The organism is Pinisolibacter sp. (assembly GCF_036782435.1).
In the GTDB taxonomy this organism is placed as follows: Bacteria; Pseudomonadota; Alphaproteobacteria; order Rhizobiales; family Ancalomicrobiaceae; genus CALBKH01.
Genome location: NZ_DAIPZB010000008.1, coordinates 68863 through 83832, shown reverse-complemented (window position 1 = coordinate 83832; position 14970 = coordinate 68863). Strand labels below are relative to the sequence as shown.

At 67.1% G+C, this 14970-nt stretch carries 16 protein-coding genes; 5 read left to right on the top strand and 11 right to left on the bottom strand.

The window, feature by feature from the left end:
- Nucleotides 1–10 precede the first annotated feature (10 nt).
- From V7Q42_RS05255 to V7Q42_RS05240, 4 genes are read right to left on the bottom strand one after another with little or no spacing between them, the layout of a single operon-like run.
- The gene (locus V7Q42_RS05255; RefSeq protein ID WP_333822897.1) at nt 11–733 is read right to left on the bottom strand and encodes an ABC transporter ATP-binding protein; all 723 of its coding nucleotides are present in this window, start codon (nt 731–733) and stop codon (nt 11–13) included.
- Complete coding sequence (locus V7Q42_RS05250) at nt 730–1641, bottom strand: ABC transporter ATP-binding protein (protein ID WP_333822896.1); 912 nt, start codon at nt 1639–1641, stop codon at nt 730–732. The genes V7Q42_RS05255 and V7Q42_RS05250 overlap by 4 nt, the downstream gene beginning before the upstream one ends.
- Entirely contained in the window at nt 1641–3002 is a 1362-nt protein-coding gene (livM, locus tag V7Q42_RS05245) for a high-affinity branched-chain amino acid ABC transporter permease LivM (RefSeq protein ID WP_333822895.1), read from the bottom strand. Before livM ends, V7Q42_RS05250 begins: the two co-directional genes overlap by 1 nt.
- Before the next feature lie 4 nt (nt 3003–3006).
- Nucleotides 3007–3924 (bottom strand): ABC transporter permease subunit, encoded by a 918-nt coding sequence (locus V7Q42_RS05240; protein ID WP_333822894.1) that lies wholly within the window; start codon nt 3922–3924, stop codon nt 3007–3009.
- A 603-nt stretch (nt 3925–4527) separates the two neighbouring features.
- On the opposite strand from V7Q42_RS05240, the gene V7Q42_RS05235 reads away from it, so the two are divergent.
- A complete protein-coding gene (locus V7Q42_RS05235) occupies nt 4528–5088 on the top strand; it encodes a flavin reductase (protein WP_333822893.1) in 561 nt (186 codons plus the stop codon).
- A 20-nt stretch (nt 5089–5108) separates the two neighbouring features.
- Here the strand turns inward: V7Q42_RS05235 and V7Q42_RS21425 are convergent, their stop codons facing one another.
- Nucleotides 5109–5585: a protoglobin domain-containing protein gene (locus tag V7Q42_RS21425; RefSeq protein ID WP_442958163.1), complete on the bottom strand. Its 477-nt coding sequence runs from the start codon at nt 5583–5585 to the stop codon at nt 5109–5111.
- 273 nt (nt 5586–5858) lie between these two features.
- On the opposite strand from V7Q42_RS21425, the gene V7Q42_RS05225 reads away from it, so the two are divergent.
- Entirely contained in the window at nt 5859–6200 is a 342-nt protein-coding gene (locus V7Q42_RS05225) for a c-type cytochrome (protein ID WP_333822891.1), read from the top strand.
- Nucleotides 6201–6331: 131 nt separating this feature from the next.
- Here V7Q42_RS05225 and V7Q42_RS05220 read toward each other — a convergent pair whose 3' ends face one another.
- The 3 genes from V7Q42_RS05220 to groES form a co-directional block, all read right to left on the bottom strand.
- Nucleotides 6332–7933 (bottom strand): multicopper oxidase domain-containing protein, encoded by a 1602-nt coding sequence (locus tag V7Q42_RS05220; protein WP_333822890.1) that lies wholly within the window; start codon nt 7931–7933, stop codon nt 6332–6334.
- Nucleotides 7934–8144: 211 nt separating this feature from the next.
- Entirely contained in the window at nt 8145–9779 is a 1635-nt protein-coding gene (gene groL / locus V7Q42_RS05215; protein WP_333822889.1) for a chaperonin GroEL, read from the bottom strand.
- An 85-nt stretch (nt 9780–9864) separates the two neighbouring features.
- Entirely contained in the window at nt 9865–10152 is a 288-nt protein-coding gene (gene groES, locus V7Q42_RS05210) for a co-chaperone GroES (RefSeq protein WP_333822888.1), read from the bottom strand.
- Nucleotides 10153–10272: 120 nt separating this feature from the next.
- Between groES and V7Q42_RS05205 the strand changes: the two genes are divergently transcribed.
- From V7Q42_RS05205 to V7Q42_RS05195, 3 genes are all read left to right on the top strand, one after another.
- Nucleotides 10273–11607, top strand: a complete 1335-nt coding sequence (locus tag V7Q42_RS05205; protein ID WP_333822887.1) for a hypothetical protein — start codon at nt 10273–10275, stop codon at nt 11605–11607.
- Nucleotides 11568–11843 (top strand): hypothetical protein, encoded by a 276-nt coding sequence (locus V7Q42_RS05200; protein ID WP_333822886.1) that lies wholly within the window; start codon nt 11568–11570, stop codon nt 11841–11843. The genes V7Q42_RS05205 and V7Q42_RS05200 overlap by 40 nt, the downstream gene beginning before the upstream one ends.
- Nucleotides 11844–12022: 179 nt before the next feature.
- Nucleotides 12023–12304, top strand: coding sequence for an usg protein (locus tag V7Q42_RS05195; protein ID WP_333822885.1), 282 nt, complete (start codon nt 12023–12025; stop codon nt 12302–12304).
- Nucleotides 12305–12329: 25 nt separating this feature from the next.
- Here V7Q42_RS05195 and V7Q42_RS05190 read toward each other — a convergent pair whose 3' ends face one another.
- From V7Q42_RS05190 to V7Q42_RS05180, 3 genes are all read right to left on the bottom strand, one after another.
- Nucleotides 12330–13079 carry a peptidase gene (locus V7Q42_RS05190; protein WP_333822884.1) on the bottom strand — a complete coding sequence of 250 codons (750 nt, stop codon included), beginning with the start codon at nt 13077–13079 and terminating at the stop codon, nt 12330–12332.
- Nucleotides 13080–13210: 131 nt separating this feature from the next.
- Complete coding sequence (locus V7Q42_RS05185; RefSeq protein WP_333822883.1) at nt 13211–14005, bottom strand: transglutaminase N-terminal domain-containing protein; 795 nt, start codon at nt 14003–14005, stop codon at nt 13211–13213.
- Between the two features lie 5 nt (nt 14006–14010).
- Entirely contained in the window at nt 14011–14955 is a 945-nt protein-coding gene (locus V7Q42_RS05180) for an alpha-E domain-containing protein (protein ID WP_333822882.1), read from the bottom strand.
- Between the last annotated feature and the right edge of the window lie 15 nt (nt 14956–14970).

The window sequence follows — 14970 nt, the reverse complement described above, 5'->3', positions numbered from 1 at the left end:
CCGTTCCCGATCAGTGATGGCCGCCCTCGAGATAGGCCGCGCGGACCTCGGGGCTCTCGAGAAGTTCCTTGCCGGTGCCGGACATGGTGATGACGCCGTTGACCATCACGTAGCCGCGGTGGGCGAGCTTGAGGGCATGGAAGGCGTTCTGTTCGACCAGGAACACCGTCATGCCCTCGCGGTTGAGTTCGCGGATGGCGTCGAAGATGCCCTTGACGACCAGCGGCGCGAGACCGAGCGACGGTTCGTCGAGGAGCAGCATCTTCGGTCGCGACATCAGCGCGCGGGCGATGGCGAGCATCTGCTGTTCGCCGCCCGAAAGGGTGCCGCCGCGCTGATCGATGCGTTCTTCGAGGCGCGGGAAGAGGCCGAAGACGCGCTTCAGGTCCTCGTCGAAATGGGCGAAGTCGTCGATCGAAGCGCCCATCTGCAGGTTCTCGAGCACGGTCATGCGCGGGAAGATGCGTCGACCCTCGGGCGACTGGGCGATGCGCATCCGCGCGATCTCGTGGGTCGGCAGCTGGGTGATGTCGGTCCCGGAATAGACGATCGAGCCGGCGCGGGCGCGCGGATTGCCGAAGATGGTCATCATCAGCGTCGACTTGCCGGCGCCGTTGGCGCCGATCAGGGTGACGATCTCACCCTCGTGGACGTCCATGTCGACGCCCTTCAGGGCGATGATGTTGCCGTAATAGGTCTCGACGCCGCGGATGGACAGAAGCGGTTCGCTCACGACGCCACCTCCGCTTCGCTCGCCTCGACCTCGTCGTCGCCGACGCCGAGATAGGCCGCGATCACCTTGGGATCGTTCTTCACGTCGGCCGGCGAGCCGTCGGAGATCTTGGTGCCGTAGTCGAGCACCACGACGTGGTCGGAGATCTCCATCACCACCGACATGTCGTGTTCGATGAGGAGCACGGAGCATCCTTCCTTGTCGCGGATGGCGCGCAGCAGGGCGTTCAGCTCGGCGCTCTCACGCGGATTGAGGCCGGCGGCGGGCTCGTCGAGGCACAGCAGGTGCGGCTCGGTGCACATGGCGCGAGCGATCTCGAGCCGACGCTGGGCGCCGTAGGGCAGGTCGCCGGCAGGATCGTCGGCGCGATCGGTGAGACCGATCTGCTCCAGCCAATGCTCCGCCTTGGCGATCGATTTCTTCTCGGCGTGGCGGTAGACCGGCAGGCCGAGGATACCGAAGATCGACATGCCGGAGGCGAGCATCAGCGGATTGTGCTGCGCCACCAAGAGGTTCTCGAGAACGGTCATGCCCTGGAACAGGCGGATGTTCTGGAAGGTACGGGCCACCTTGGCGTGGGCCGAGACCTTGAAGTCGGGCATGCGCTCGAGCAGCCACAGCGACGAGTCGCCCTTCGTCCAGTGTTGGCCGGGCGAGGCGGTGGCGGCGGGCAGTTCCTTCCAGATCGACTGGGCGCCGTGGCGCAGGGCGATCCGGCCTTCGGTCGGCTTGTAGAAGCCGGTGATGCAGTTGAAGACGGTGGTCTTGCCGGCACCGTTGGGACCGATGAGGGCGGTGATGTCGCCCTCGCCGACGGTGAAGGACAGGTCGTTGATCGCCACCAGACCGCCGAAGCGCATGGTGAGATGCTCGACCTCGAGCAGCGGTTGGCTCTCCCAGCGGTTCATCAGCCGTGGCCCTCCTTGACGAGAGAACCGGACACCGACTTGCGCTCCTTGAGGAAGGCGGTGGGTTCGCGCGTGGAGATCAGACCACGCGGCTTCCACAGCATGATGGCGACCATGGCGAAGCCGAAGAGCAGGGTACGGTACTGGGTCGGGTCGAAGTCGGACCCGAAGATCAGTTTGAGGAAGTCCATCTCGCGCATCAGTTCGAAGCCGCCGACCAGTGCCACCGCGGCGATGACCACGCCCCACAGCGAGCCCATGCCGCCGAGCACGACGATGGCCAGGATGTTGGCCGATTCCATGAAGGTGAAGCTCTCCGGCGAGATGAAGCCCTGACGGGCGGCGAAGAACGAGCCGGCGAAGCCGCCGAACATCGCGCCGGTGGCGAAGGCCGTGAGCTTGGTGTTGGTGGTGTTGATGCCGAGCGAGCGGCAGGCGATCTCGTCCTCGCGCAACGCCTCCCAGGCGCGGCCGATCGGCAGACGGCGCAGGCGCAACGTCACGAAGGCGGTGATCAGGGCCAGCGCCAGAATGACGTAGTAGAGGAACATCGTTCGGTGGATCGGCGAGAACTCCAGGCCGAACGTCGCCGCGAAGCCGTTGTCCGCGGCGGTGAACGGGATGCCGAAGAGGGTCGGCCGCGGGATGCCCGAGATGCCGGCGTAGCCGTTGGAGAAGTCGACCCAGTTGACCAGGATGAGACGGATGATCTCGCCGAAGGCCAGCGTCACGATGGCGAGATAGTCGCCTCTGAGACGCAGGACGGGGAAGCCGAGTATGACGCCCCAGGTGGCGGCGAGGACACCGGCGATCGGCAGCAGCATCCAGAACGACAGGCCGAAGGTCTTGGCGAGCAGCGCGTAGGAATAGGCGCCGACCGCGTAGAAGGCGACGTAGCCGAGGTCGAGCAGGCCGGCGAGGCCGACGACGACGTTCAGACCCCATCCCAGCATGATGTAGATCAGGATCTGGATGCCGAAGTTGTCGATCCACTTGATCGAGCCACCGGCGCCGAGCGTCGAGAGGATCACCACGGGAAAGACGAAGAGCAGGCCGATGAAGAACGGCGCGGCGACGCGCTCGACCTCGGGCGGTAGAGCGAAAGGCGCCTTCTTGGTCTTGGTCGGCCGGTTCCAGACGAAGAGTTTGAGCAGCAGGCGACCGCCGACGACGACGGCGACGAGGGAAGCGAGGAGCGGCCAGCGCGTCTCGAGGACGAGCTTGTGCTCCATGTTCTGCACCGTCAGCAGGCCGATGAACGGCCCGAGGATGGCGGTGAGGACGATCGTCGTGAAGAAGGCGTCCTTGAGGGCGCCGACCCAGTCGATCGCGGGGGCGGAGGCGGTGGCGTCACGATTCATGGCGTCACACCTTCTCGACTTCCGGTTTGCCGAGGATGCCCTGCGGCATGAAGATCAGCACCACCACGAGGATCGAGAACGCCGCCACGTCCTTGTAGTCGATGGTGAAATAGGCCGACCAGAAGACCTCGATGAGACCGATCAACAGGCCGCCGAGCACGGCGCCGGGCAGCGATCCGATGCCGCCGAGCACGGCGGCGGTGAAGGCCTTCACGCCGGGGGTGAAGCCGTCGGAGAAGCTCACCACGCCATAGTAGACCATGTACATGACACCGGCGACGGCGGCGAGCGCGGCGCCCATGACGAAGGTCAGCGAGATGGTGCGGTCGACGTCGATGCCGAGCAGCGAGGCCATCTTGCGGTCCTGCTCGCAGGCGCGCTGGGCGCGGCCCAGCGGCGTCTTCTGCACGAGGTACCAGAAGCCGGCGAGCAGCACCGCGGTCACCACCCAGATCATGATCTGCTTGTAGGAGATGGTGACGGGATAGGTGTCGGACTGGACCAGGACGATGACGTCCTTGAGCATCGGCGGGATCGGCTTGTTGCGCGGGCCCTGCGTCACCTGGACGAAGTTCGACAGGAAGATCGACATGCCGATGGCGCTGATCAGGGGTGCGAGACGGAAGGAGCCTCGAAGCGGCCGATAGGCGACGCGCTCGATCGTCCAGTTCCACACCGAGGTCAGGAGCATCGCGACGATCAGGCAGATCAGCAGCACGATCGCGATCGATCCGACGCCGAGCCAAGTCGTGAGGGCGAGGAAGGTGATCACCGCGATGAAGGCCGACACCATGAACACGTCGCCGTGAGCGAAGTTCACCATGCCGATGATGCCGAAGACCATCGTGTAACCGATGGCGATCAGCCCGTAGATCGATCCGAGGGTGATACCGTTGATCAGCTGTTGGAGGAATACTTCCATCAGGGGACGTACGCTCCCGCTCGAGGACGCCGAAGGCCGGTCGTTTCCGGCCGCTCGAGAGGCATCGACAAAATCACGTCCGCGCGTCGCAGGCCGCCACGCCGGTGCCTCATTTGTGCCAAGGTCTTAACAAGCGGCGGGGGTCGAGGCAATTCCCGTCGTCCGAAACCCGACATAAAAGTGTTTTCTTCCTCGTACGTCGCGGAAAAGAGAAAAAGCTCCCGATTTTCGGGAAGCATGAGACTTTGGTGAAAGATGTCGATTTTCGCATGGCTCCCCTGTCTCCGACGCGGAGATCTCGCACCCGACGAAAGGCGAGCCGGCTTCGTGGCGCCGAGGCGAGGACGGATCGATTTTTCGCGTTCCCGATGGATTCGTTCTCCTCGGTTCGCGTAGCGCCCGTCGGCGGGCGATGAATTTCGGGTCGAACCGGTGGCTTCGTGCCATTTCGACGATCGGCGCGGTGCGGTTCGCGATCCGCGTCGCGGCGATCCTGCGAACTGGTCGCAGCGGTAGGACTTTCTATATGAGTGTCGTGCGAAGGTGGCGGTCGGTCCGTTCCCGCTCGAGTGGCGGACGGGGACGAGACGAGAGGAAAGAGGCATGTCGAGTGTCGTGCGAGGGATGCGGGTCGCGATGACGGACGAGGCGGCGATACCTGCGGCGGTCGACGGTGAAGTCTTCCGCGAGGCGATGAGCCGGATCGGTGCGGCCGTCCACATCGTCACCACGGCGGGGCCGACCGGCCGCGCCGGGGCGACGATGACGGCGGTGACGTCGGTCTCGGATGCGCCGCCGAGCCTGCTCGTCTGCATCAATCGCAACGGCAGGCTCAACACCGTGCTGCGCGGCAACGGCGTCTTCTGCGTCAACACGCTGGTCGCCGGCGACGAGGAGCTCGCCGGGGTCTTCGCCGGCAAGGGCGGTCTCGATCACGAGGCGCGGTTCGGCCACGGGCGTTGGTCGACGGGAGATCTCGGCGCGCCGGTTCTGATGGGCGCCCGCGCGGCACTCGAGTGTCGCATCTCCGACGTCAGCGAAGTCGGTTCGCACACCGTCGTGTTCGGCCGCGTCGAGGCGGTTCATCTGGGCAAGGCGCGTTCGGCGCTGCTCTACGTCGATCGCGGCTATCGCGTGCTGCCGCACATCGAGACGATGGACTGACGGCCGGTCCCTCGCCGCGTTCAGTCGAGATAGCTGATCTCGTGAGCGGCGCAGGCCAGCACGAGGTCGAGAAATGCGAGTTTCGTCAACACGATCGCGAGATCGGCACGGGCTTCTTCCGGTATTTCCGGGGTCTCGGCGACGAAGCGCGCGAACTCGGTGGCGAACCCTTCTGCCGCCAGGAGGGAGGCGCGGGTGGGGAGGCCGGCTTCGACCCGTCGGCGCCCGAAGTGTTCGACATGATCGTCGGCGAGGCGCTCAAAATCACCGCGGATGAGCCGGCGCCAATGGGCGATGCGCGAGGCGAGAAGTTCGGGGACCTCGTCCGGAGCGATGTGAGAGCCGATTTCCGTCTTCTCGAGCCGAGCGTAGAAGCGCCGGGCGGCGATCCCGACATGCCGCTCGAGAAGGTCGGCCCGCGGTGCGACGAGTTCGAGATCGCGCCGGGTCAAACCGATTTCGGTCAGATAGCGGTCGATCGATCCGAGCTGTGACATCCGTCCGAAGTCCCGTGGCTGGCGCAGCGGACATCGTCGCGATACCGATCGCGAGACGAAAGTCTCCACGCGAGTCGCCCGATATGAGCGAGTGAACACATCGAAAAATGCTTCACCCGGCGGATCGATACAATCGTCAATTGTACATAGCGATTTTTGACGATATCTCGCGCCTCGCGATCGCGACGGCCGTCGCCTCGACGCGGCGTCGCGGCGTCTTGCGTGGTGGTGCGAATCGGCGTCCCTGAGGGGGACGACACGAGGAGAAGACCGATGACCCCGGTCGCGACGCGCGGCGCCCGAGCCGCCCTGATCGCCGCCCTGATGTTCGCTGCGGGACCGTCCGGCGCGGCGGGGGATGCGGCGGTGAAGCGCGGCCGGGAGATCGCCGAGGCGGCCTGCGCGGATTGTCACGCGATCGGCGCGACCGGCACCAGCCCCAAGGCCGAGGCGCCGCTCTTCCGCGAACTGGGGCGAAAATACCCGGTGGAGAGCCTCGAGGAGGCGTTGGCCGAGGGGGTCGTCGTCGGTCACCCCGGGATGCCGCAGGTCAAGATGAACGAGGCCGACATCGGCGCTTTCATCGCTCATCTGAAGAGCATCCAGGTGCCGTGACGGGCGCTCGGCCGGATCGCCGCGCGGCGCGCCGTCCACCCGCCTAGACGTCCTGGTTCCGCGCGCCTTCTTCGCGGTCGCCATGAGATCGGTGCGAGCCGGAAGTCGAGAGGGCTCGGTCGGCGGCGACGTCAGCCGACGGTGAAGGCGCCCATCATACCGCCGTCCTCGTGCTCGAGCAGGTGGCAGTGGAAGAAGAACGGCGCCTTCGCATCGGCGGGGCGGGTGAAGGTCACCAGAAGTTCGGCGCTGTTCTCCACCCGGATGGTGTCCTTGAGACCGCGGTTCCATGCCTTGGGCTGGTCGCCGTCCTCGCTGAGGACCCGGAACCGGGCACCGTGCAGATGGAACGGGTGGGCCATGTCGGGCGAGGCGATCTCCCAGATCTCGGTCGCCCCGAGCGCGACCTTCTCGTCGATCCGGCCTTCGGCGAAGGAGCGGCCGTTGATGGTCAGGAGGAGCGGCGGCACCGCGGCGGTCGGTGCATGTCCGTCGCGACCGACCGTTCCGTGGCTCATCGAGCCCGGCATCATGTGACGGCCGTGATCGTCGGCGGCGGCGGCGGGGTTGGGAACGGCGCGCAGCTCGAACCGGCGCCGCTTCAGATCGCCGGTCGTGCCGATCGGCGGCAGCGGCGTGGAGAGGGTCGCCGGGACCCGAGCGGGGGTTGCGGCGTCGCGGACGGTGTCGAAAGCGACGAGCCGGACCGGTTTGTCGATGACGTCGGGCAGCAACGCCGCGTCCGCGCCGGTCCGATGTTCGTGCAGGTCCGGGCCGGTCAGCAGGACACCGGTTTCTTCGGCGAAGTCGACCAGGATCTCGGCGCGCTCGCCCGGCGCCAGGGCGAGCAGCGTCAGTTCGATCGGAGCGGGCAGGAAACCGGCGTCGGTGGCGATCAGACGGAACGTCCGCTGGTCCTCGAAGGCGATGCGGAAGGTGCGCGCGTTGGCGGCGTTGAGAAGGCGTAGGCGAACGAGACGAGCGGGTACCTCGGCGATGGCCTGCGTCACGCCGTTCACCACCATGTCGCTGCCACGAAACCCGTGTTCGACCACCGCGGCGCCGGCGCCGTAGACGGGGCGGCCGGCGTCGTCGAGGTCGCGATCCTGGAGGACGAGCGGGATGTCGTCGACGCCCCAGGTGGAGGGTAGGCCGAGGGCGGCGCTCGTCCCGTCGTCGACGATCAGCAGTCCGGCGAGACCGTCGTGGACGTCGCGGGCGGTGCGGCCGTGGACATGGGCGTGGTACCACAGCGTCGCCGCCGGCTGGTCGACGGTGAGTTCGGTCTCCCAGCTCTCGTCGGTCCTCAGGCCGGGAAGGGTCGCTCCATCCTGGCGAGAGGGGACGAGGAGCCCGTGCCAATGGACGTTGGTCGGTCGGGCGAGACGATTGACGAGGCGGATCTTCGGCTTCGTCCCGGGCTTCAGGCGCAGCGCCGGGCCCATGTAGGTACCGCCGTAACCGACGACGTCGACCGGCTTGCCGTCGACGAAGGCGTGGGTGGCGGCTTCGGCGACGAGATCGAAGGTCTCGCCGTCGGCGAGGTCGACGAGCCGGGGGATCGGCAGGGGCATGCCGGTGAAGGTCGGTTCGGGCGCGGCGGCAGGGGCCGCCTTCTTCGACGACTTCTTGTTGCGGCGTTCGGCCCCGGCCGGCGTGATGCTCGCCACGAGACCGATCGCGGCGCACGCCAGCAGCGCACGGCGGGTCGTGAGGTGGCGGGTGATCGTCATTGGTCCGAGGTCCTCGACGGCAGCCGCGGCGAATCGTCCACGCCGCGTGTCCCGCCGTTCTAACCGTCTCCGCCATGGGGCGACAGGGATCCGGCGACAATGGGGCGTCGCCGGTGATGGTGGCAGAGCCTGGAACGGCCGGTGTCGGCGACGGAAACGAAAGAGGCGGCCGCTCGGCCGCCTCTTCGTATGCCGGTTTCGAAAGTGTGGATCAGAAGTCCATGCCGCCCATGCCGCCGCCCGGCATGGCCGGGGCGGCGTCCTTCTTGGGCTTGTCGGCGATCATCGCTTCGGTGGTGATCAGCAGGCCGGCGACGGACGCGGCGTCCTGGAGGGCGCAGCGCACCACCTTGGTCGGGTCGATGACGCCGAAGGCGTACATGTCGCCGTAGGCGCCGGTCTGGGCGTTCCAGCCGAAGGCCGGGTCGGCGTTCTCGAGGATCTTGCCGACGACGATCGAGCCGTCGTCCCCGGCGTTGAGGGCGATCTGACGGGCCGGCGCGGTGATCGCCTTGCGGACGATCTCGACACCGGTCTTCTGGTCGGCGTTGGCCGGAGCGACCTTGTCGAGAGCGGCGATGGCGCGCAGCAGGGCGACGCCGCCGCCGGGCAGGATGCCTTCTTCGACCGCCGCGCGGGTGGCGTGCATGGCGTCGTCGACGCGGTCCTTCTTCTCCTTGACCTCGATCTCGGTGGCGCCGCCGACGCGGATCACCGCGACGCCGCCGGCGAGCTTGGCGAGGCGCTCCTGGAGCTTCTCGCGATCGTAGTCGGAGGTGGTCTCCTCGATCTGGGCCTTGATCTGGGCGACGCGGGCGTCGATGTCGGCCTTGGTGCCGACGCCGTCGACGATCGTGGTGTTCTCCTTCTCGATCACCACCTTCTTGGCGCGGCCGAGCATGTCGAGGGTGACGGCCTCGAGCTTGATGCCGAGGTCTTCGGAGACGACCTGACCGCCGGTGAGGATGGCGATGTCCTCGAGCATCGCCTTGCGGCGATCACCGAAACCGGGGGCCTTGACCGCCGCGACCTTGAGGCCGCCGCGCAGCTTGTTGACCACCAGGGTGGCGAGCGCTTCGCCCTCGACGTCCTCGGCGACGATGACCAGGGGACGCGAGGTCTGCACCACAGCTTCCAGCACCGGCAGCATCGCCTGGAGATTGCCGAGCTTCTTCTCGTGGATGAGGATGTAGGGGTCCTCGAGTTCGGCGCGCATCTTCTCGGCGTTGGTGACGAAGTAGGGCGAGAGGTAGCCGCGATCGAACTGCATGCCCTCGACGACGTCGAGTTCGGTGGTCAGGGACTTCGCCTCTTCCACCGTGATGACGCCTTCGTTGCCGACGCGCTGCATCGCCTCGGCGAGGAAGCCGCCGATCTCGGTGTCGCCGTTGGCGGAGATGGTGCCGACCTGGGCGATCTCCTCATTGGAGGTGATCGGCTTGGACATCGCCTTGATGGCGCCGACGACCGCCTCGACGGCGAGATCGACGCCGCGCTTCAGATCCATCGGGTTCATGCCGGCGGTGACCGCCTTGGCGCCTTCCTTGACGATCGCCTGGGCGAGAACCGTGGCGGTGGTGGTGCCGTCACCGGCGAGATCGTTGGTCTTCGAGGCCACTTCGCGCACCATCTGGGCGCCCATGTTCTCGAACTTGTCCTCGAGTTCGATCTCCTTGGCGACCGACACACCGTCCTTGGTGATGCGCGGCGCGCCGTAGGACTTCTCGATGACGACGTTGCGACCCTTGGGGCCGAGGGTGACCTTCACCGCATTGGCGAGGATGTCGACGCCGCGCAGCATCTTCTCGCGCGCATCGACGGAAAACTTGACGTCCTTGGCAGCCATGGAAAGCTCGCTCCCGGTTCTTCGGAATGGGGGTCCGTGGAAGAGTGGTCACCGGGCGCGCGGGATGCGCGCCGCGGGCGAGGCATCAGGCGACGATGCCGAGGATGTCCGCTTCCTTCATGATCAGCAGGTCCTGGCCGTCGAGCTTGACCTCGGTGCCGGACCACTTGCCGAAGAGGACCTTGTCGCCGGGCTTGACCTCGAGGGCGACGAGCGCGCCCTTGTCGTCGCGGGCACCGGGGCCGACGGCGACGATCTCGCCTTCCTGCGGCTTCTCCTGGGCGGTGCCGGGGATGATGATGCCGCCGGCGGTCTTCTGCTCGGCTTCGACACGCTTGACGACGACCCGATCGTGCAACGGGCGGAACTTCATGAGGCTCTTCCTCCATGGGATGGACAGAGAGTAGGGCGGGACCGTACGGCTCCCGGGGGCGATGCCGCGGCGGTGGAAAGGGGTGCGACGAACACCACCGTCACCTCGCGAACGGAACCGGTGGCGCTCATCTGGGCGAAGACCGCGACCGGTTCAAGGGGGGTGCGAGCAAATATTGGCACTCGGGCGATCGGAGTGCCAGCCGGCGACGCGAGGGATCCGCCGAAGCGTCGGGCAGGCGATGGGCTCCGGAGCTCGGATTTTCGCCGGGCGACGCCCCGAAATCGGGAGATCGCGAAAATTCGAACCATCGATTTCACCGAAGCGGCAGAGGTCGGTGGGATGAAGATGGCCGATGCATTCCGCATCCTCCCGCCGAAAGATCCGACCCAGATGAAGATCGCCGCTACCGCCGCCGTTCTCGCGTTGGCCACGACCACTTTCGCTCAGGCGCAGGGGCCGGCGCCGCTGGCTCGTCTCGACAAGCTCCCGGCCGCCTATCTCCTGGGCGCGCAGCGGCTGACGAAGGACGACGGCGAGCTGATCGTGCCGTCGTCGAGCGTCCGAAAGCGCCAGGAAGCGGGCACGCGCGTCCACACCAACGTGCGGATCCTGGTTCCGAACGCATCGCCGATGACGTCGCAGACCCTGCGCCCGGCCGGGCTTCCGCCCTACGCCGGCCATGCCTACGAGACGCCGGCGACGCTCGCCTGCATCTATGCCCAGGTGACGGCGAGCGGCGGGTGCAAACCCGACGCCTTCACAACGGTGGCGACGGGCGGGTCGCGGGCGATCGCCATCGTCGACGCCTACCACTATCCCAATGCGCAGCGTGATCTCGCCGCCTACTCGGCGCAGTTCGGTCTGCCGGCGCCGACGGCGGCTTCCTTCGTCCAGGTGAATCTGGGTGGTACGGCCACCGACGATGGTTGGGGGCAGGAGGCGGCCCTCGACATCCAGATGGCACACGCGCTCGCGCCCAATGCCAAGATCTATCTGGTCGAGGCGGCGTCGAGCAGCCTGGGCGACATGCTCGCGGCGGTCGACAAGGCGAGCGAATTGGTCTCCGCCTCCGGCGGCGGCGAAGTTTCGATGAGTTGGGGCAGCGACGAATTCGTCGGCGAAGAGACCCTGGACTCACATTTCAAGAAGCCCAACGTGGTCTATTTCGCCTCGACCGGCGACGCGGTGTCGCCGAGCTGGCCGGCGGTCTCCGCCAATGTGGTGGCCGTCGGCGGGACGACGGTCGCTCGCAACGCCGCCACGCTCGCCTTCGTCGCCGAGGACAGCTGGACGTCGGCCGGGGCCGGCTTCTCGACCCGGACGCCCGACCGTCGTTCCAGCCGACGAGCGTCGGCGCCACGGGTGGCATTCCCGACATCTCGGCGGTCGCCAATCCCGAGACCGGCGTCTGGGTGCGCTACACCTTCGCTTCGGGCGGTAGTCAGTGGATGATCTTCGGCGGCACCAGCGTGGCGGCGCCGGTCATGGCGGCGATCACCAACGCCTCCGGGCACTTCTACGCGTCGAGCGCGGCTCAGAACGCCAAGATCTACGCCAACAAGGCGATCTCGGGTGCCTTCCGTGCCTCGCGGACGGGCGATTGCGGCCATCACCACGCCTATATGGTGGGCAGCGCCTGGAACCCCTGCACCGGTCTCGGGTCGGCCAACGGGCGCACCCATCAGTGAATACTGCGGGTCCCGCACGGCGCGACGCCGGCGGAGTTTCCGGTCATCGCGACGGCCCGGCAGCACTCTTCGGCGAGTGCTGCCAACTATTTGATGTTAAAAACAAATAAACGGTATCCGGCTTGCATGGAAGCGGGGGCGGCGAACATTCTCGTCGCGACCTCGAGGAGGGATGGTTCATGCCGGAACCGCAGATCGACGACGCCTTCCGCCGTCAGCTGGAAGGCTATTCGCTCACCACCGCCAACATCCTCTACCGGATGCCCGATCGACCGGTGCTGCTGCAGAGCTATCTCTGGCAGGATTGGGACATGGCGCCGAAGTTCCCGGAGCTCGAGCGGTTCCTCGCCTTCTGGGAGCGGGAGCTCGACGGGCCGATCCATTCGGTCGAGGTGGCGCACGTCAAGATGATCGGCCCCAACGAATGGAAGCGGGTCGACGGGATCTTCCGGCTGCACTGAGGAGGCGGGTCGCGACCCGGGCCCTTCAGACGCCCTTGCCGCCGTAGGGCGGGCGGGGGATGTCCTGGTGGGCCTTGCGCAGGGCGGCCGACCAGCGTTCGCGTAGGTCGTGGAAATAGGGCTCGCCCGCCTCGATGCGATGGGAGAGCTCGGCGCGGACGTCGTCGCGGCGGATCAGGGCGAGGTCGATCGGCATGCCGACGCCGAGGTTCGAGCGCATGGTCGAATCCATCGAGATCAGGCCGAGCTTCAGGGCATCCTGGAGCGGATAGTCGAAGTTGACGGCGCGATCGAGGATCGGTTTGCCGTATTTGTGCTCGCCGATCTGCAGGTAGGGCGTGTCGACGGTCGCCTCGATGAAATTGCCGGCGGCGTAGACCATGAACAAGCGCAACCGTCCACCGGCGATCTGGCCGCCGAGCAGCATGGTGACGTCGAACGTCAGGTTCTTCTTCTCGAGCATCGGACCGTCGAGGCGATAGACCTCGCGGATGGCGCGGCCGACGAGCTGGGCGGCGCGGAACATCGACGGCGTGTTCCAGATCGTGTCGATCTCGCCGGTCTCGGAGTTCTCGAGGCCTTCGGTGATCAACGAGGTGACCGACTGAGAGATCGAGAGATTGCCGGCGGTGGCGATGGCGATGGAGCGGTCGCCCGGCTTCTCGTAGAGATTGAGCTTGCGGAAGGTGGCGATGTTGTCGAGGCCGGCGTTGGTGCGGGTGTCGGCGATCATCACCAGACCTTCACGCACCAGAATTCCCACGCAATAGGTCATCGCCCCGTCCTCGCCTCGCCGCGTGTCGTTCGTCTCCGCCCCCCCGGCGGCGGCGCGACCATAGGCAAGGGCCGCGCGGATCGCAACCGCGTCGGCGTCCCCGCGGCCGGGCGACGCGATCGTGGTCGCGCTCAAGCGCGTGAGACTTCGCGAATGGTGATGGTGGTGGTCTCGGTTTCCGCGCCGAGGTGGGTGCGGACACCGCGCACCGCGGCGACGTCGAGGGCGTCGAGGCCGACGGCGCGACGCACCCAGGCGTCGGTCGGACAGCTGTTCTCCACCGCGTCGAACCCGACCCAACCGAGGGAGGGGCCGAGGTGCGCCTCGATCCAGGTGTGGCTCACGCCCCGGGCCAGCCAGCCGGCGGCGAGGCGGGCGGGGATGTCGAGGGCGCGGGCGGTGGCGGCGAAGAGATGGGCGACGTCTTCGACCCGCGCCTTGCCGGCGGCGAGGACGGCGTCCGGAGCCGCCGCGGCGGCGTCCTCGTCGACGGCGACGGTCTCGGCGATCCGGCCCATCAGGGTGTGGAGGGTGGTGAGCGGATCGCCGCCGGCGGCGTCGAAGGCGTCGGTGGCGAAGGTGCGCACCGAGGGTTCGATGCGGGTGCGGTCGGTCTCGCGGCGGAAGGCCATCAGCGGCAGACGGCCACGGGTGGCGTGGAGGACGCCGCTGGTGTCCTCGGTCACCACCTCGCCCGAGGCGGTGATCACCAACTCGTCGATCGGGCCGTCGATGGAGAAGGTGTGGGTGAGGTTGCCGAAGGCGTCTTCGACCGGAGACAGGTGGCAATCCTGGGAGACGTCGATGCGCCAGTGATCGACGAGCTGCGACTCGGTGTTGCGCGGGGTGAGACGCAGGGTCTGGATGGCGCGAGAGGCCGGGCTCTCGAAGCGGTAGACGGTCTCGTGGACGATGGTGAGGCGCATGGCGGTCAGACCAGATACTGTTCCGTGATCAGCGCGCCGAGGCGCGCGTTCTCGGCGATGAAGTCCGAGAGGAACTCGTGTAGCCCGCCGGCGATCACCGTGTCGACGTCGGTCGAGTCCAGTTGGGTGAACAGCGAGCGGGCATGACGCTGCGACGCGCCCTGACGGCCGTAGCGATGGGCGATCAGATCGAGGTTGCGGGTGATGCTCTCGTAGCAGGCGGCGAGCGAGCGCGGCATCTGGCGATTGAGGATCATCAGATCGGCGACCAGCCACGGCTTCAGGCTCTGGCGATAGACCCAGTGATAGGAAGTCTGGGCGGAGACGGCGCGCAGGATCGACGACCATTGGAAATAGTCGAGCGAGCCGCCGATCTGCGCCTCCGGCGGCAACAGCACGTGATACTTGACGTCGAGCAGCCGAGCGGTGGCGTCGGCGCGTTCGATGAAGACGCCGACGCGGGTGAACCAATAGGCGTCCGAGCGCAGCATCGTGCGATAGGCCGAGCCGTCGAAGGCGAGCGAGGTGCGTTTGACGAAGCGCAGGAAGTCGGCGAGGCGGCCGAGATCGAGTTCGCCGGGGCCGTAGTCCTTGAGCTCGAGCCAGGCGGAGTTGATCGTCTCCCACATCTCGGCGGTCAGCGCCGTGCGCACCGCGCGGGCGTTGAAGCGGGCGATCTCCAGGCAGCTCTTGATCGACGACGGGTTGGCCGGGGAGAAGGCGAGGAAGTCGATGGTCGCGTCGGCCGTCGCCTCCTCGCCGTAGACCTCGGTGAAGGCGTCGAGGCAACCGGTGGCGGCGAGGGCCGATTCCCATTCGTTGCCGGTCGTGCCGTAGCCGGTGGGCAGGGCGGCGAGACGCGAGGCGGCGTCGATGATGCGGGCGGTGTTCTCGGCGCGCTCGACGTAGCGGGAGAGCCAGAAGAGACTGTCGGCGGTGCGACTGAGCATGGGCGTCTTCCTCGG